General features: G+C 74.4%; 17 protein-coding genes and 1 pseudogene. 7 read left to right on the forward strand and 11 right to left on the reverse strand.

What is annotated here, in order from left to right; translation table 11 throughout:
* Positions 1-23: 23 nt before the first annotated feature.
* Genes ACZ6BG_RS00215 through ACZ6BG_RS00230 form a run of 4 tightly spaced genes read right to left on the reverse strand, consistent with a single transcriptional unit; the run spans position 24 to position 4281 of the window.
* Positions 24-1274 (reverse strand): amidohydrolase family protein, encoded by a 1251-nt coding sequence (locus ACZ6BG_RS00215; protein ID WP_468994560.1) that lies wholly within the window; start codon positions 1272-1274, stop codon positions 24-26.
* A complete protein-coding gene (locus ACZ6BG_RS00220; protein WP_468994563.1) occupies positions 1271-2587 on the reverse strand; it encodes an amidohydrolase family protein in 1317 nt (438 codons plus the stop codon). Before ACZ6BG_RS00220 ends, ACZ6BG_RS00215 begins: the two co-directional genes overlap by 4 nt.
* Before the next feature lie 10 nt (positions 2588-2597).
* A complete protein-coding gene (locus ACZ6BG_RS00225) occupies positions 2598-3482 on the reverse strand; it encodes an SDR family NAD(P)-dependent oxidoreductase (protein ID WP_468994565.1) in 885 nt (294 codons plus the stop codon).
* Between the two features lies 1 nt (position 3483).
* Positions 3484-4281 carry an acetoacetate decarboxylase family protein gene (locus ACZ6BG_RS00230; protein ID WP_468994568.1) on the reverse strand — a complete coding sequence of 266 codons (798 nt, stop codon included), beginning with the start codon at positions 4279-4281 and terminating at the stop codon, positions 3484-3486.
* Positions 4282-4352: 71 nt separating this feature from the next.
* On the opposite strand from ACZ6BG_RS00230, the gene ACZ6BG_RS00235 reads away from it, so the two are divergent.
* The 6 genes from ACZ6BG_RS00235 to ACZ6BG_RS00260 all read left to right on the forward strand — a co-directional run bounded on the left by ACZ6BG_RS00235 (position 4353) and on the right by ACZ6BG_RS00260 (position 10259).
* The gene (locus ACZ6BG_RS00235) at positions 4353-4994 is read left to right on the forward strand and encodes a TetR/AcrR family transcriptional regulator (RefSeq protein WP_468994571.1); all 642 of its coding nucleotides are present in this window, start codon (positions 4353-4355) and stop codon (positions 4992-4994) included.
* A gap of 120 nt (positions 4995-5114) precedes the next feature.
* A complete protein-coding gene (locus tag ACZ6BG_RS00240) occupies positions 5115-6239 on the forward strand; it encodes a DEDDh family exonuclease (protein WP_468994574.1) in 1125 nt (374 codons plus the stop codon).
* 93 nt (positions 6240-6332) lie between these two features.
* The gene (locus tag ACZ6BG_RS00245; RefSeq protein WP_087883543.1) at positions 6333-6566 is read left to right on the forward strand and encodes a hypothetical protein; all 234 of its coding nucleotides are present in this window, start codon (positions 6333-6335) and stop codon (positions 6564-6566) included.
* 49 nt (positions 6567-6615) lie between these two features.
* A complete protein-coding gene (locus tag ACZ6BG_RS00250; RefSeq protein WP_468994578.1) occupies positions 6616-7440 on the forward strand; it encodes an SURF1 family cytochrome oxidase biogenesis protein in 825 nt (274 codons plus the stop codon).
* 121 nt (positions 7441-7561) lie between these two features.
* The gene (locus tag ACZ6BG_RS00255; protein ID WP_468994581.1) at positions 7562-9499 is read left to right on the forward strand and encodes a glycoside hydrolase family 15 protein; all 1938 of its coding nucleotides are present in this window, start codon (positions 7562-7564) and stop codon (positions 9497-9499) included.
* A 4-nt stretch (positions 9500-9503) separates the two neighbouring features.
* Entirely contained in the window at positions 9504-10259 is a 756-nt protein-coding gene (locus ACZ6BG_RS00260; RefSeq protein WP_030361345.1) for an SDR family oxidoreductase, read from the forward strand.
* 609 nt (positions 10260-10868) lie between these two features.
* Here the strand turns inward: ACZ6BG_RS00260 and amaP are convergent.
* From amaP to ACZ6BG_RS00285, 5 genes and pseudogenes are all read right to left on the reverse strand, one after another.
* Positions 10869-11447 carry an alkaline shock response membrane anchor protein AmaP gene (amaP, locus tag ACZ6BG_RS00265; RefSeq protein ID WP_468994584.1) on the reverse strand — a complete coding sequence of 193 codons (579 nt, stop codon included), beginning with the start codon at positions 11445-11447 and terminating at the stop codon, positions 10869-10871.
* A 7-nt stretch (positions 11448-11454) separates the two neighbouring features.
* Positions 11455-12142 (reverse strand): annotated as a pseudogene (locus tag ACZ6BG_RS00270) (DUF6286 domain-containing protein).
* Positions 12139-12534, reverse strand: coding sequence for an Asp23/Gls24 family envelope stress response protein (locus ACZ6BG_RS00275; RefSeq protein ID WP_468994587.1), 396 nt, complete (start codon positions 12532-12534; stop codon positions 12139-12141). The pseudogene ACZ6BG_RS00270 and the gene ACZ6BG_RS00275 overlap by 4 nt, the downstream one beginning before the upstream one ends.
* Before the next feature lie 3 nt (positions 12535-12537).
* The gene (locus tag ACZ6BG_RS00280; RefSeq protein ID WP_289952572.1) at positions 12538-12723 is read right to left on the reverse strand and encodes a hypothetical protein; all 186 of its coding nucleotides are present in this window, start codon (positions 12721-12723) and stop codon (positions 12538-12540) included.
* A gap of 147 nt (positions 12724-12870) precedes the next feature.
* Positions 12871-13356, reverse strand: a complete 486-nt coding sequence (locus tag ACZ6BG_RS00285) for an Asp23/Gls24 family envelope stress response protein (RefSeq protein WP_468994589.1) — start codon at positions 13354-13356, stop codon at positions 12871-12873.
* Positions 13357-13447: 91 nt separating this feature from the next.
* On the opposite strand from ACZ6BG_RS00285, the gene ACZ6BG_RS00290 reads away from it, so the two are divergent.
* On the forward strand, positions 13448-14332 hold the full coding sequence (locus ACZ6BG_RS00290; RefSeq protein WP_468994592.1) for a nucleopolyhedrovirus P10 family protein: 885 nt from the start codon (positions 13448-13450) through the stop codon (positions 14330-14332).
* Positions 14333-14371: 39 nt separating this feature from the next.
* Here the strand turns inward: ACZ6BG_RS00290 and ACZ6BG_RS00295 are convergent, their stop codons facing one another.
* Entirely contained in the window at positions 14372-15208 is an 837-nt protein-coding gene (locus ACZ6BG_RS00295) for an enoyl-CoA hydratase/isomerase family protein (protein WP_468994594.1), read from the reverse strand.
* Positions 15209-15395: 187 nt separating this feature from the next.
* On the reverse strand, positions 15396-15617 hold the full coding sequence (locus tag ACZ6BG_RS00300; protein ID WP_016645426.1) for a helix-turn-helix domain-containing protein: 222 nt from the start codon (positions 15615-15617) through the stop codon (positions 15396-15398).
* Positions 15618-15782: the final 165 nt, after the last annotated feature.

Here is a 15782-nt window from a genome sequence, read left to right on the forward strand (position 1 = left end):
ACAGCAGCGGCGCACCGGGAGGCTCACCAGACCCTGGTCTGCCCGCCGGGCGCGAACACCGGGCTCGTCGCCCCGGCCGGGGGCTCCTTCAGGGGTTCGGAAAGCTCCTGGACGGTGGGCCCGACCCGCGCCGCGATCGCCTCCAGCCGCCCCAGGTCGAAGCCGTACACGCGGGCCGCGTTGCCGCCCGCCATCGCCGCGACCTCGGCCGGTGGCAGGCCCGCGTAGGCGGCGCGCAGGCCCTCGCGCGAGAAGGGGTGGGTGCCCTCGTCGTGCGGGTAGTCGCTGCCCCACATGATCTTGTCGAGGCCGACCCGGTCGCGCACCGCGGCCTCGTGCGGACGCATGAAGCTGGCGCCCACGAAGCAGTTGTCCCGCCACACCTCGGAGGGCCCCTTGCCCATGGCCTCGAAGAGCCCGGCGCCGAACTTGGACTCGGCGGTGTCCCGCCGCGCGACGGCCGCGACCAGCCGCCCGTGGTAGTAGTCCAGCATGGCGAGCACGCCCGGGATCCAGCCGGAGCCCTGCTCGGTGAGGACCAGCTTCAGCTCGGGGTGGCGCCGGAACGCGCCGCCGAACATCAGGTGCCACAGCGCCCGGTGGGAGAACCACGTCGTCTCCACCATGAACACCGCGCGCGCGGCGGGCTCGTCACCGAGCGGCGGCGACGCCGAGCCCGCGTGGTGGTTCACGGGCACGCCGAGCTCCGCGCAGACCGCCCACAGCGGGTCGTACGTCTGCGAGTACAGCTCGGGCAGGCCCGACCCCGGCGGCGTGCCGGGGACGAGGACCCCGCCGGTGAGGCCCGCGCCGACGGCCCAGCGGACCTCCCGCACCGCCTCCTCGACGTCGTTGAGCAGGATCTGGAAGACGCCCGCCCTGCGCCCGGGTGCCGCCGCGCAGAAGTCCGCGAGCCAGCGGTTGTGGGCGCGCAGGCCCGCCCAGCGCTGCTCGTACTCCTGCCGGGTCGGCGCCGGGGCCATGAGGGACGCCGACGGGAAGAACGGCGGGATGGTGTTCGGGAACACCACCTCGGCGACGATGCCGTCGGCCTCCAGCTCCGCGACGCGGCGGTCGGAGTTCCAGTTCCGGTCGGCGGTGTCGGCGAGCAGGTCCTCGTACGGATTGACGTAGGTGGCCGCCCAGGCGTCGAAGGCGTCGTGGTGGCGGGCGGCCAGGTAGGGCTTGTAGTCGAGGAGGTCGGCGCCGGCGTGGCAGTCGGCGGAGATGACGGTGTAGCGGTCGGTGTCGGCGTACGTCCTGGTGTCTGTCATGGGGTCACCCCGAGCGTCGGGAAGTCGTGGCCGGTCAGCCAGTGGCGGCCCGCGTCGCGCGAGCGGGCCCAGGAGACCTCGACGGCGCGCTGGTCGGGGTCCTGGCCGAGTGCGGCGGGGGTCGGGCCGATGCGGCGGGCCAGCGGGGCTAGCTTCGCGGTGTCGAAGCCGAAGACCTCGGCGGCGGCCAGGCCCAGCATGCGGCGGGTCTCGGCGACGGGGATGTCGTGGAAGGTCTTCGCGAGCCACGCGCGCGTGTCGGGCCAGGTGCCCTCGGGGTGCGGGAAGTCGCTGCCCCAGAGGATGTTGTCGACGCCGATCTCGTAGCGCTGGGCCAGCTCGCGGCGTTTGGTGTTGGTGGCGCAGACGAAGATCTGCCGGTCCAGGTACTCGTGCGGCGGGCGCTTCAGCTCGGCGAACGGCGACAGCTTCTTGCCGCCGTGCGCGCCCAGGTAGAGCCGGTCCATGAACCACAGCAGGTTCGGCAGCCACCAGCAGCCCGACTCCGCGACCCCGAACCTGAGCCCCGGGTGCCGCTCGAAGACCCCGGACCAGAGCAGGAACCACAGGGGGCGGGCGGGCCACCAGGTCACTTCGGAGACGTAGATGCCGAGGTGGTCGCCGTACTCGTCGCGGGGCGCCGCCCCGGAGTGGGTGAGCACGGGCATCGCGCACTCGGCCGCCGCGGCCCATACGGGGTCGTAACGCCGGTCGTGGTAGGGCGCCTTGTCGACCCACATGGACGGGATCATCAGGGCGCCGAGCCCCGACTCCTTGGCACGGTGGATCTCGGCGACGACCCGGTCGACCTCTCCGGTGACGGGCAACAGGGCGACGCCGCAGTGCCGTTCGGGATGGCCCGACACGAAGTCGGCGAGCCAGCGGTTGTGCGCCTGGGCGCCCGCCATGCCGAGTTCGGGGTCCTGGTCCCCGGACAGGCCGAGGCCCACCCCGAAGGGCGCGGCGGTCCGGCTGTCCACGGCGTCGGCGTCCGGGAAGACGACCTCCGCGGCCACCCCGTCGCCGTCCAGCTCCTTGAGCCGCCGCGCGGGGTCCCAGCCGCCCCTCAGGCCTTCCTCGTTGTCGCTGAACCAGCGGTCGGCGAAGGCCTCGTTGCGGATGCCGAGCCAGGTCATCTCCTCGCGGCGCCGCTCGCGCCCGCCGAGGAACTCGTCGAAGTCCCGGTGGAACCGGGCGTCCAGGTAGGGCCGGTACTCCTCGGTGGGCAGCCCGGCGTGGCAGTCGGAGGACACGATCAAGTAGGGCTCCGCGAAGCCCTGTCGGGGTTCTCGGGTGTCGTGCGGGTCCGTCATGGCGGCTCCCTCAGTCCAGGATGAAGCTCTCCAGATACGACGGTTCGGTCCGGCCGAGCATCGACTGCGCCCGGGCCCGGATCTGCCGGTCGCTGTGCTCGCTCGCGGGCAGCAGCCAGAAGCGGCCCGCCGCGACGCCCTCGGCCACCAGGTCCGCGACGTCCTCCACGGGCGTGAACTCGACCTTCTGCCCGGCATCGCGCATGGCCGCCTCCCACTGGCCGAGGCTGCGGTAGGGCGCCTTGCGGGGGCGGGACTTGGCGTACCGCTCGGGCCGGTTGCGGTGCGACTCCCACAGGCCGGTGCGCAGCATGTGCGGTCCGGGGAAGAGCACGGAGGCGCCCACGCGCGCGTGCTCCGCCTTCAGGTGCGCGTACAGGGACTCCGTCATCGTCACGACGGCCGCCTTGGTGACCGCGTACACGGACGCCGTCGGCAGCGGCGCGATACCGCCGTCCCCGGAGGAGGTGTTGACGACGTGGCCCTCCTCGCCGCCCGCGAGCATCCGCGGCACGAACGCCTGGATGCCGTGGAAGACACCCCACACGTTGACTTCGAAGGCCCACTTCCAGTCGTTCGGCTCGTGCTCCCACATCCGGCCCTCGGCGCCGGAGCCCACCCCGGCGTTGTTGCACAGGACGTGCACGGCGCCGAACCGGTCGTACGTGTCGTCGGCGAGCGCGACGACCTGCTCGCGCACGCCGACGTCGACCACGCGCGCGTGCACGGTCGCCCCGTCCGCGCGCAGCCCGGCCGCGGCCTTCTCCAGGGCGTCCGCCTCGACGTCGGCGAGCACGACGGTGAGGCCGTCCGCCGCGAACCGCCGTGCGAGGGCGAGCCCGACGCCGCTCGCCGCGCCCGTGACGACGGCGACCCGCCCCCGGCGCAGCTCCATGTCAGACGCTCCCCTCGGGCGGGCCGTCCAGGATCTGCCGCGGGTCGTCGTAGCGCTGGTGGACGTAGGGCAGCAGCGCCTGCGCGTCGACGCGCTCCACCACCCGGCCCCGCTGGTCGCTGGTCTTCTCCCCGATGGTGAGCTCCACCAGGCGGCGCACGGGCAGGTCCGCCACCGGGTCGTACATCGACTCGCGCAGCACCACGTCCCCGGTGACGCTCTCCAGCTTGCGGACCCGCTCCTCGCGTACGCAGTGCACGAGCACCGGGTCCGCGTCGAAGCCCGAACCGTCCACCGCGGGCAGGAACTTGAAGTAGAAGTCGGTCTTCCGCGCGGGCTCCGGCAGCGGCAGGCTCCCGCTCACCGCGCCGCGCACCTCCACGAACGCGATGCCGTGCCGGGCCATGGCGGCCCGCACCACCAGGCCGTCGCGCTCGACGGTGACCTCGCCCAGCTTCTTCGGCTCACCGAAGACCTCACGGCCACCGATCAGGGCGCGCTCGTGGGTCATCGGCATCACCAGCGGATACCAGCCCGCCACCCCGCCGTGCTCCGCGGCGACGGCCACCGAACCGGCGCCCAGCGGATAGCCGGCGAGCTCGACCCTGCTGATGTTGGCCCGCACCAGGGGGCGGTCCGTGGGCTTCAGGGGCGGTGGCAGGACGGCCGCCACCGTGTCCGGGTCGCTCTCCCACACGGCCACCACACCCGTGGACCAGATGTCGGGGAGCTTGGTGTTCGCGGTGCGCGTCGCGGCCATTTCGGCCTCGGTGCGCGCGCCGTAGCGTACGCGTGCCATGCCGTACCACCCTTCGCCGACGGACTGTCAGATACTTGCGGGGGTTCTGTAACACAGTTACAACAGGAGCCGTGAAGGGTAAAGAGACGCGTGCCCATCTCGACCGGGAACAGGTCCTCGCCGCCGCCGCGGGCCTCGTCAAGCAGCACGGCCCCGCCGCCCTGACCATGCGCAAGCTCGCCGCCGAGCTCGGCACGGCCGTCACCTCGATCTACTGGCACGTCGGCAACCGCGAGCAGCTCCTCGACGCCCTCGTCGAGCGGACCGTCGCCGACCTCGGGGAGATCCGGCCCCGAGGGGGCACGCCCGCCCGGCGCATCGCGTCCGTGGCGCGCGCCCTGCGCCGGCTGCTTCGCGACCACCCGCACCTCATCGCGATGGTCCACGAACGCGGCCTGACGGAGCGGATGTTCCTGCCCGCGCAGCGGGCCCTGGTGCACGAGGTGCACGCGGCGGGACTGCGCGGCGCCCGGGCCGCCGACGCCGTGCGCGCCGTCCAGGTCCATGTCGTCGGCCACGTCCTGGTCGAGCGCAACCGCGAGCGCGCGCCCGTGCAGCGCCCCGGTGAACAGGAGCTGTGGGACGCGCGGGCCGCCGAGCAGGACCCGGCGCTCGCCCGCGCCCTCGCCCGGTCGCCGGACACGGAGCGGCTGTTCACCCTGTCCGTGCGGGCGCTGGTGGCGGGGTTGCTCGAACCCCTCTCCGGAGACTGACGGTCCCACCGCCGAAAGCCGCTGCCGCCACCTCTGGAAGGTGCCTGTCCCGCCCCCGGAAGGTGCCTGCCCCCGGCCCTGGGACCTGACTGTCAGTCGCGGCCCGTATCCTCATGGACCATGCTCGAAGACCGCACGACCGCACCGCCGACGGCGCCGACCGCGACATCGGCGACTCCGGCGACGACCGACGCGACCGCGCCGGGGTCCGAGGCCCCCTGGCCGACCACCTACCCCTCCGGGTACGCGGTCGTCGACGTCGAGACCACCGGCCTGTCCAGAGACGACCGGATCATCTCGGCCGCGGTCTACCGCCTGGACGCCCGCGGCGAGGTCGAGGACCACTGGTACACGCTGGTGAACCCGCAGCGCGACCCGGGCCCGGTCTGGATCCACGGCCTGACGAGCGACAAGCTGGCCGACGCCCCGCTCTTCGCGGACATCGCCGAGGAGTTCGCGACCCGCCTCGCGGACCGCGTCCTCGTCGCGCACAACGCCGTCTTCGACTGGTCGATGATCGCCAGGGAGTACGCCCGCGCGGAGCGCACCGCCCCCGTCCGCCAGCGCCTGTGCACCATCGCGCTCTCCAAGGAGCTCGGCCTGCCGCTGCCCAACCACAAGCTGGAGTCCCTGGCGGCCCACTTCGGCGTCGTCCAGCGCCACGCCCACCACGCCCTCGACGACGCCCGGGTCCTGGCCGAGGCGTTCCGGCCGAGCCTGCGCGCGGCGGCGAGCGACGGCGTGCGGCTGCCGCTCCTGGAGTGCCGCCCGCTGACCGAGTGGTCCGACGGCGGCGCCCGCATCGGCCGCCAGGGCGGGCACTCCCCCGGCGCCGCGGACGCGCCCTCGTCGTCGTTCTCGGCGTACTCCTCGTACCAGTCCGGCAGTTGGCGCCCCTCGCGCAAGCGCCCCGCCTGCCCGTTCCCGAACCCCGGGCGGTGGGAGGACGGCAAGCCCCTCAAGCAGGGCATGCGCGTCGCCTTCTCCGGGGACACCTCCGTGGACCGCGAGCTCCTGGAGGACCGGGCGTTCGAGGCGGGCCTGCACATCGCGACGAGCGTGTCGCGGCTGACGAGCCTGCTGGTCACGAACGACCCGGACTCGGGCACGTCGAAGACGACGAAGGCCCGGGCGTACGGCACACCGGTCATCGACGAGGCGGCCTTCGGCCAGCTCCTCCAGGACGTGGCCCCGGCCGACGGCGCACCGCGCGCCGCCGCCGTACCCCCTCCCGGCGAAAGATGACAGCCACACGGTCCGCGTCAGACGGGTGATTGCCGGGCGACTCGCCCGCCCACCACTCGCCCCGCGCCGCCGCCGCGTCCCACTCTGTGGCGCATGGCACGTTGTGAGGTCTGCGGAAACGACTACGGCATGTCCTTCGAGGTGCACGCGCAGGGCGCGGTGCACGTCTTCGACTGCTTCGCCTGCGCCATCCACCGCATGGCGCCCATCTGCGAGCACTGCCGGTGCCGCATCATCGGGCAGGGCGTCGAGGTCGAGGGCCACTGGTACTGCGGGGCGCACTGCGCCCGCGCGGAGGGGCGGGTGGGGATCGTCGACAGGGTGTGAGCGGGCCCCTCCCGTCGGGGGCTTTCACGCGCGGGGTAACGTCGAAGCCGTGTACCGCTTCCTCCTGACCCGCCAATGGGTGATCCTCACCCTCGTCGGCCTCGTCCTCATCCCCGTGATGATCGAGCTGGGCTTCTGGCAGCTGCACCGCCACGAGAACCGCGTGGCGCACAACGCGAGAATCGGCAGGGCGCTGGACGCCGCGCCGGTCCCCGCCGAGCGGCTGACCGCGCCCGGCCGTGACGTACCGGACTCCGCGGTGTACCGCCGGGTGACGGCCAAGGGCACCTTCGACCCCGAGGACGAGGTCGTCGTGCGCCGCCGCACCAACTCCGACGACGAGGTCGGCTTCCACGTCCTGACCCCGTTCGTCCTCGACAACGGCAAGGTGCTGCTCGTCAACCGCGGCTGGATCCCCGCGGACGGCCCCCAGACCGCCTTCCCCAAGATCCCCGCCCCGCCCCGCGGCGAGATCACCGTCACCGGCCGCCTCATGGGCGACGAGACGTCCGCGGCCAGCGGCATCAAGGACGTACGCGGACTGCCCGACCGCCAGATCATGCTGATCAGCAGCGGACAGCAGGCGCACGCCCTGGGCAAGAAGGTGCTCGGCGGCTACATCGAGCTGACCGCGCCGCGCCACGGCGACTCCCCCCAGCTCCTGGCCGAGCCCGACCACAGCGGGATCGGCACGCACATGGCGTACGCCGTGCAGTGGTGGCTGTTCGCCGCGGGGGTGCCCGCGGGCTGGATCGTCCTGGTCCGGCGCGAGCGCAAGGACCGGGCGGAGGCGGCCGCGCGGTCCGCGGCGGAGCAGGCCGAGGAGGGCGAGCGGGGCGAGGAGGCCGAGACGGCTTCCCCGGCGACGGCCTAGGAGGTTCCGGGCGACGGCCTGATCACCGCCGCGCCGATCCCACCGCGCGCGGCGCGCCCGGCGCGGCGGTGATCCGCCCAGGTTCCGGTTGACGCGGCGCCGAACCGGGAAGCCGTCACCCGTGTCACAACGCCCGCGCCGCCCCATCGAGGACTACGCCCTGATCGGCGACCACCAGACGGCCGCCCTGGTCTCCCGCGCCGGATCGGTGGACTGGCTGTGTCTGCCCCGCTTCGACTCGGGAGCCTGTTTCGCCGCGCTCCTGGGCGACGACGAGCACGGCCACTGGCGCGTCGCGCCGAAGGACGCCGACGTCTGCGCCCGCCGCGCCTACCGCCCCGACACCCTCGTCCTCGACACCGAGTGGGACACCCCGGACGGCTCGGTCCGCGTGACCGACTTCATGCCGCAGCGCGACCGCGCCCCCGACCTCGTCCGCGTCGTCGAGGGCCTCCAGGGCGAGGTGACGGTGCGCAGCACGCTCAGGCTGCGCTTCGACCACGGCTCGATCGTGCCGTGGATGCGCCGCACCGACAGCCACCGGGTGGCGGTCGCGGGCCCCGACTCCGTATGGCTGCGCACCGATCCGGAGGTCCGCACCGAGGGCCGCGACTTGGCCACGTACTCCGAGTTCACCGTGGCCGAGGGGGAACGCGTGACGTTCGTCCTCACCTGGCACCCCTCGCACGAACCGGCCCCGAAACCGCTCGACACCGAACAGGCGCTGCGCGACAGCGTCAAGGACTGGCAGGCCTGGGCGGCCCGCTGCCGCTATGACGGTCCGCACCGCGACGCGGTCGTCCGCTCCCTCATCACGCTCAAGGCCCTCACCTACGCCCCGACCGGCGGCATCGTCGCCGCCCCCACCACCTCGCTGCCCGAGGAGATCGGCGGCGTCCGCAACTGGGACTACCGCTACTGCTGGCTGCGCGACGCCACCCTCACGCTCGGCGCGCTGCTCGCCGCGGGCTATCTGGAGGAGGCCGAGGCGTGGCGCGACTGGCTGCTGCGCGCGGTGGCGGGCGACCCCGCCGACCTCCAGATCATGTACGGCCTCGCGGGCGAGCGGCGGCTGCCCGAGTACGAGGCGGAGTGGCTGCCCGGGTACGGGGGCTCCGCGCCCGTGCGCATCGGCAACCAGGCGGTCAGCCAGCGCCAGCTCGACGTCTACGGAGAGGTCGTCGACTCGCTGACGCTGGCCCGCCGCTCGGGCCTGACCACCCGCCCGCACGGCTGGCGGCTGCAACTCGCGCTCATGGAGTTCCTGCGGCACCGCTGGCGCGAGAAGGACGAGGGCCTGTGGGAGGTGCGCGGCCCGCGCCGGCACTTCGTGCACTCCAAGGTGATGGCGTGGGTCGCCGCGGACCGCACCGTGCGCGCGATGGAGGACGACCCCGCGCTGCCCGGCGACGTGACGCGCTGGCGGCGGCTGCGCGACGACATCCACGCGGAGGTCTGCGCCCGCGGATACGACACGGAACGCCGCACCTTCACGCAGTCGTACGGCTCGCGCGAGCTGGACGCCGCGCTGCTGCTGATCCCGCGCGTGGGGTTCCTGCCACCGGACGACCCGCGGGTGATCGGCACGATCGAGGCGGTGCGGGAGGAGCTGAGCACGCGGGAGGGGTTGCTGAGGCGCTACTCGGTCGCGGAGACGGCTGTGGACGCCACCGCCCCCGGGGGCACGACCGGGTATGCCACCGCCGCCGCGGGCACTGCCGGGGACGCCACCGCCGCCGAAGGCACCGCCGGGGACAGCCCCACCCCGGTCGCCGCCGCCCCCGTGGACGCGGACAACGTGGACGGCCTGCCCGGCGGCGAGGGGACCTTCATCGTCTGTTCCTTCTGGCTCGCCGACGCGCTGCACCTGACCGGCCGCACCAAGGAGGCCCGCGACCTCTTCGAGCGGCTGCTCGCGCTCCGCAACGACGTGGGGCTGCTCGCGGAGGAGTACGACCCCGTGGCCGCGCGCCAGTTGGGCAACTTCCCGCAGGCCTTCAGCCACGTCGGGCTCGTGGGCACCGCCCTCGCCCTCTTCGGCCCGGACGCGGCAGGATAGGGCCATGGATCTTGGACTGAACAACCGTGTGTACGTCGTCACCGGCGCCACCCGTGGACTCGGCAACGCCGCCGCCCGTGAGCTGGTCGCGGACGGCGCGAAGGTCGTCCTCACCGGCCGCGACGAGAAGACGGCCGCCGCGGCGGCCGCGGAGCTCGGCCCGAACGCGGTGGGCATCGGCGCGGACAACGCCGATCCGGGCGTCGCGGACCGCCTCGTGGCGGCGGCGCGTGAGCACTTCGGCGGCTTCGACGGCATCCTCGTCAGCGTCGGCGGGCCGCCGCCCGGCTTCGTCGCCGACAACACCGACGAGCAGTGGCAGGCCGCGTTCGACTCCGTCTTCCTCGGTGCGGTACGCCTCGCGCGTACCGCCGCGGCGGAGCTGGGCGAGGGCGGTGTCATCGGCTTCGTCCTCTCCGCGTCCGTGCACGAGCCGATCCCCGGCCTGACCGTCTCCAACGGCCTGCGCCCCGGCCTCGCGGGCTTCGCGAAGTCCCTCGCCGACGAGTTGGGGCCGCGCGGCATCCGTGTGGTCGGCCTCCTCCCGGCCCGCATCGACACCGACCGCGTCCGCGAACTCGACGGCTTCTCCGCCGACCCCGAGGCGACCCGCGCGGCCCACGAGTCCCGCATCCCCCTGCGCCGCTACGGCACCCCCCAGGAGTTCGGCCGCACCGCCGCGTTCCTCCTCTCCCCCGCGGCGTCCTACCTCACCGGCGTGATGCTCCCCGTGGACGGCGGGGCCCGCCACGGCTTCTAGCACGCGACTGGGCGGGTGGTGCCCGCCGCTACCGCGGCGGGTCTTCTCCCACCCGCCCACCCGCCCACCCGTTCGCTGCGGGACGCGGGGCGAGCCCCCGGGGGGTGAGGTGTACGGCCTGGGCTCGCGGGCCCGCGTGCTCGGGTGCCCAGGTGCTCGGGTGCCCAGGTGCTCGGGTGCCCAGGTGCTCGGGTGCCCGGAGTGGCAGCCGCGTGGCCCAACTGCTGCTGGCCGCAGGGTGGGCGAGCGGGTGTGGGGCAGGACTGGTGGGCGGGGAAGGGTCGGGCGGCAGGGCAGGCCCGGTCGGCAGGGCACGCTCGTGCGGCAGGCCAAGCCCGGGCGGCAAGGGCCCGGTCGGCAAGGGCCCGGTCGGCAAGGGCCGGTGAGGGGCAAGACGGGCCCCACAGATTCGGGCGGGCGGGTGGGAGGAGCCGCCGCGCAGCGGCGGGGCGGCTGCCGCCCACGGCCAGGGCAAGACCGGTCGGGGGCCAACTCGGCCGACCCGGTCGGCTGGGGCCACCCGGGGCCCACAGCATCGGGCGGGCGGGTGGGAGAGGCCGCCGCGCAGCGGCGGGGCGGCCGCCGCCCACGGCCAGGGCAGGACCCGCGTCAGCTCACGCGTTCGGCGCGGTGTTTCACGGCGCGCAGAAGGACCGTGGCCGGCAACCGCCCGAGGCCCGCGGAGTCCCGCGCATGGGCCAACGCCTCCTCGCAGGTGCGATGCAGCGCCTCGGCGGGCACGGCGTCGGCACCGAGGACGAGTCCGACCCGCGCCTCGGGGGCGTTGCGCCGCCCGGTGAGCCGTACCCGGGCCCGCTCGACGCCGTCGAGGGCCGCGGCCTCCGTCTCGAGGACGCCCTCCATGGCCCGTCCCCGCAGCAACGCCCCCTCCCCGTCCCCGGTCTCGACCAGCACCTCCGCGAGGCGCCGCCGCCGCAGTTGGGCGGTGAACCACCACAGGGCGAGCAGCACCACGACGGCGAGCACGCCGATGACGGTGGGCCACCACCAGCCGTCGTCCCGCCACCGCGCCCGGTCGGCGTCGCTGACGAGCACGTCGTGGCGGGAGTCGTGCACCCACCACGAGGGCGGCTCGACGCCGAGCCCGACGGCGAGGACGGACCCGCCGAGCAGGAGGAGCGCGAGGCCGAGCAGGCCGAGCAGCACACGGTTCACGGTCCGCAGCATGGCGCGGTCACCCCTTCCGGCCCGGCCGCGCCACCCGCACGGACAGCGCGGGCGGCCTGCCGAGCCCGAGGTCGTGGATGGCGTCGGCGAGGGCGGCGTCCAAGTCGCCGCGTACGTCGTCGAGTTCACGGAAGTGCGAGACGGCCCGCACGTCCACCTTGGAGCGGCTCATGCGGACACGGACCGACCGTACGCCTGCCACGTCCATGGCCCGGTCCCGCAGCGCCGTCGCGGCGGCGCCCCGGTCGAGCCCGGCCCGCACGTCGGCGTGGCCGCGCCGCATCGGCAGCAGGGAGCGAAGGCCGGGCGTCACGGCGAGGACGAACAGCCACAGGCCGACGGCGACGGCCACGGCGGCCCCGGCGAGCACCGCGGTGCTGTCGAGGGGCCGTTCGGCCAGTTCACGGGCGAGGTCGCGGCGCCACCGCATCGCGGGGTGGTCGGCGCGTACGGCGACGATGTCGTACAGGAGCAGCCCGGCCCCGCCGAGGATCAGCAGGGCGAGCAGCCCGGCGGGCACACGCCGGGCCGACCAGAAGCGGGGGGGAGCCGTCCTCGTCGCTGAGGGTGGGAAGGGGCTGGTAGGCGGCCGCGGACGCGGACTGGTCGAGTTCGGGTTCGGCGCGCTCGATGACGGGCACGGCCTTGCCGGGTTTGGTCAGGTCGGTTCCGCCGGTCTGCCGGGGTTCGCTCATCGGGTCCTCCCCTGCGCCGCGGCCCGCGCCTGCGCCGAGTGCAGCCGCTCCACCTGGACCGCCACCTCGGGCACTTCCATGCCCGCCAACGCCCTTACCCGTTCGGCGACCCGGTGACGCACCGCGCCGCACTGGCGGCCGATGTCGCTGGGGTAGTCCAGTTCGACGCTGACGCGGACGCGCGCGCTGCCGTGCGGGGCCTCGCCCGCCCGGGCGGAGCCGCCGGCCGGGGGCCGCACGCTCACGGTGGCGTGCGGCGGCGCCGCCTCGTCGGGCAGCGCGGGCAGCGCCTCGCGTGCCGCGCGCGCGGCGATCTTCGCGACGACGCGGTCGGCGATCCGGGTCGCGCCGCGCTCGCCGGGCGGTACCTGCCCCACGACGTCGGCGGCCACCGCTCAGCGCCGCCGGTCGCCGCGGGTACGGAAGAAGTCCCCGGGCTCCAGGTCCCCTTCCAGGAACCGCCCGGCCACGAACCCGATGGCGCCCAGGGCGGCCACCAGCAGGAAGGCCCCGAACCCGCCGAAGTACCCGGCGAATCCGAGTGCCATTCCGGCGATCATGCCGATCACGGCAAAGCTCATCGTGCGCTCCTTCGCTCCTGCGCGCCTCGTACTCCCCGGCGTCCGCGCCCGCCGCCGCGTCCGCCCCGTGCTTCTCGCATACCCAGGCCGCGCGGCGGGACCGCTCATCCACGGGTGCCCGACGCCGGATGATGCAAGCCGTGGCCTCTATTGAAGCCGTGACGACTGCTCGTCGTCCTCGTCGTCCGGCAGCTTCACATCGCTCACCGCGATGTTCACCTCGACGACCTCCAGGCCCGTCATCCGCTCGACGGCGGTGACGACGTTCTCCCGTACGTCCCGGGCGACATCGGCGATCGAGACGCCGTAGTCGACGACGATCTCCAGGTCGAGGGCCGTCTGCACCTCGCCGACCTCGGCCTTCACGCCGCGCGTCACGGCCTTCGAGCTGCCGGGCACCCGGTCCCGCACGGCTCCGAAGGTCCGCGCGAGCCCGCCGCCCATCGCGTGCACGCCGACCACGTCGCGGGCGGCGAGGCCCGCGATCTTCTCGACCACACCGTCGGCGATGCTGGTGCGCCCGCGCGTCGCGGGGTCGCCTCCCCCACGCCGTGCCGTGCCGCCAGCCTTGGCTTCGTCGGGCGACTCCTTCGCGAGCGTCTGGGAGGTCGTGCGCTCTCCGGTGTCGGTCATCGCATGGTCCTTTTCAGCAGGGGATCTGCTCTTTCATCCACATTAAGCGCGGCCCGGGACCAGCGCGCCCGGGATGAGGCAGGCTGGAGCCATGACGGGTGACGGGTGGACCTCGGCGGTACGCCGCCAACTTGGCCTCGGCCGGATGCTTCCGCTGGGCGGCCCGGGTGACGGCGCCTGGATCGCGGAGTCGGCGGCGCGGTCGGTGCTGCGCGGCTCGGCCGCGCGAGTGGCGGGGGTCCGCGTGACCCGCCTGCGGGTGTCCCTCGTGGAGCCGCGCGCCGCTCCGCTGTCTCCGGACGCGTACGTCGCCACGGTGCCGTCGCCGCCGAGCGCGCTGCCGCCGGGGCCGCTGCGGATCAGCGCGGAGTTCCAGGCCGCGGCGACCGAGCCGCTGGCCACGGCCGCGGACCGGCTGCGCGGGGCGCTCGGTTCGGCGGCGGCGGAGCTGCTGGGGCTGGTGGTGACGGAGGTGGACCTGCGGGTGACGGGGCTGGTGGAGGGGGGCGCGGATCCCGGAGCGTCCGGAGGTGCAGCGCCTGGGGATTCGGTGTCCGGGGGTGCGGTGCCCGGGGGTGCGGCGCCCGGGGGTGCGGTGCCCGAGACCGGGGCGTCCGGGGACGCGGCCCCGGCGGATCCCTCCTCGGTCGACGGCGGCCTGGCCGACGTACCCTCCGGTCCCCGCCCCGGGCACGGGGACGAGCCGTCCGCCGACGACGAGGGGCGCGTGGCGCGGGCCGCCCTCGCGGTGCCGGGCGTGACGCGGATGGCGGGCGTCCTCGGCGGCTTGGCCCGGGCCGTCCACATCGAGGAGCACGGGGCGCCGCTCACGCTGCCGCGCCGCCATGTCCGCGTGGAGCTGGCGGCGGACGCCCGGCACCGCACCCTGGACGTGGCGCGCGCGGTCCGCACGGCCGCCGCCGGGGCCCTGCCGGACCGGCCGTCGGTGGCGGTCCTGGTCACAGCGGTGGACTGACCGCCCCGCCGACCGCGGCCGACGGCCGCCCGGGAACCCTCAGTCCCCGATGCCCGCCAGGTCCCGCAGCCTGCGTGCCTGCGCGGCCCGCTCGGCGCGGCGCTGCTCCTCGTACGAGCGCCCGACGGCGCCCTGAAGGAGCGCCTTGGTCTCGATGACCGCGGCGCGCGGCGCGGCGAGCAGCGCGGCGGCCAAGTCCTGTGCGGCGGCATCGAGTTGGTCGCCGGGCACGACGAGGTTGGCGAGGCCGATGCGCTCGGCCTCGGCGGCCTGGACGAAGCGGCCCGTGGCACAGATCTCCAGGGCGCGGGCGTACCCGACGAGGGAGACCAGCGGGTGGGTGCCGGTGAGGTCGGGCACCAGGCCAAGGCTGGTCTCGCGCATGGCGAACTGCGCGTCGTCGGCGGCGACCCGCAGGTCGCAGGCGAGGGCGAGCTGGAACCCGGCGCCGATCGCATGGCCCTGGACGGCGGCGATGGACACGAGGTCGCCGCGCCGCCACCAGGTGAAAGCGTCCTGGTACTCGGCGATGGCCGCGTCGAGCTCGTCGTCCGCGCCGCGTGCCAGGTCGATGAAGGACGGTTCGCCGTCGAAGCCCTCGGGCGTGAACGCCTGCCGGTCGAGGCCCGCGGAGAAGGACTTGCCCTCTCCGCGCAGCAGCACCACGCGGACGCTGCCGGGCAGCACCCGGCCGACCTCGGTCAACGCCCGCCACAGCGCGGGAGATTGGGCGTTGCGCTTGGCCGCGTTGGTCAGCGTCACCGTGGCGACGGCCTCGTCGATCGTGAGGCGTACGCCGTCCCGGTCGAGGACCGGCGCCGTTGTGCTGGGGACGCTCGGGCCGCTCTCGGGCGAACCGCTGTCGGGCGAAGCCATCAGTGCCTCCGGGTGGGTGCAGTCATGGTGGACACGCGCGTGTCAGCGCCCTGACGGACGCCTGTCGGCGCGCCCTGCGGGCACTGGCGCGCCCACAAGTGACTGCACAGTAACCACCCGGTCGATCAGCCGATCGACCGGGTGGCCACACCGGACCACCCGGAGCTGGACGGCCGCGAGAAGCCGGCTAGCTGGAAGCGGCCTTCTTGCCTCGCGTTGCCCCGCCGCGTCCCCGCAGCGTGACTCCGGACTCACTGAGCATCCGGTGGACGAACCCGTAACTCCGGCCGGTCTCTTCGGCCAACGCCCGGATGCTCGCACCGCCGTCGTACTTCTTCTTCAGGTCTGCCGCGAGCTTGTCGCGCGCGGCGCCGGTAACCCGGCTGCCCTTCTTCAGAGTCTCGGCCACCCGTGCCTCCTCATGGGAAGTGCGCTCTGGACTTCTCATGATCACCCCTTCCGAGCGTCCTGGCCACCCATTCGGCAAGGTCCATGCGACTTGATTCGCCGGGCGTCAAGCGTCCGTCACGAGCGGAATTAACGATTCCGCACGTCGCGGGACGTACCGCCGAAT

Source organism: Streptomyces sp. NPDC041205 (assembly GCF_055591765.1).

Bases quoted from the DNA above. Each gene is read 5' to 3' on its own strand.
- ACZ6BG_RS00245 (WP_087883543.1), top strand. From the start codon at position 6,333: ATGGCACGTTGTGAGGTCTGCGGAAACGACTACGGCATGTCCTTCGAG.
- ACZ6BG_RS00225 (WP_468994565.1), bottom strand. From the start codon at position 3,482: ATGGAGCTGCGCCGGGGGCGGGTCGCCGTCGTCACGGGCGCGGCGAGC.
- ACZ6BG_RS00295 (WP_468994594.1), bottom strand. From the start codon at position 15,208: ATGGCTTCGCCCGACAGCGGTTCGCCCGAGAGCGGCCCGAGCGTCCCC.
- amaP (WP_468994584.1), bottom strand. From the start codon at position 11,447: ATGCTGCGGACCGTGAACCGTGTGCTGCTCGGCCTGCTCGGCCTCGCG.
- ACZ6BG_RS00285 (WP_468994589.1), bottom strand. From the start codon at position 13,356: ATGACCGACACCGGAGAGCGCACGACCTCCCAGACGCTCGCGAAGGAG.
- ACZ6BG_RS00240 (WP_468994574.1), top strand. From the start codon at position 5,115: ATGCTCGAAGACCGCACGACCGCACCGCCGACGGCGCCGACCGCGACA.
- ACZ6BG_RS00260 (WP_030361345.1), top strand. From the start codon at position 9,504: ATGGATCTTGGACTGAACAACCGTGTGTACGTCGTCACCGGCGCCACC.
- ACZ6BG_RS00220 (WP_468994563.1), bottom strand. From the start codon at position 2,587: ATGACGGACCCGCACGACACCCGAGAACCCCGACAGGGCTTCGCGGAG.
- ACZ6BG_RS00280 (WP_289952572.1), bottom strand. From the start codon at position 12,723: ATGAGCTTTGCCGTGATCGGCATGATCGCCGGAATGGCACTCGGATTC.
- ACZ6BG_RS00230 (WP_468994568.1), bottom strand. From the start codon at position 4,281: ATGGCACGCGTACGCTACGGCGCGCGCACCGAGGCCGAAATGGCCGCG.
- ACZ6BG_RS00290 (WP_468994592.1), top strand. From the start codon at position 13,448: ATGACGGGTGACGGGTGGACCTCGGCGGTACGCCGCCAACTTGGCCTC.
- ACZ6BG_RS00215 (WP_468994560.1), bottom strand. From the start codon at position 1,274: ATGACAGACACCAGGACGTACGCCGACACCGACCGCTACACCGTCATC.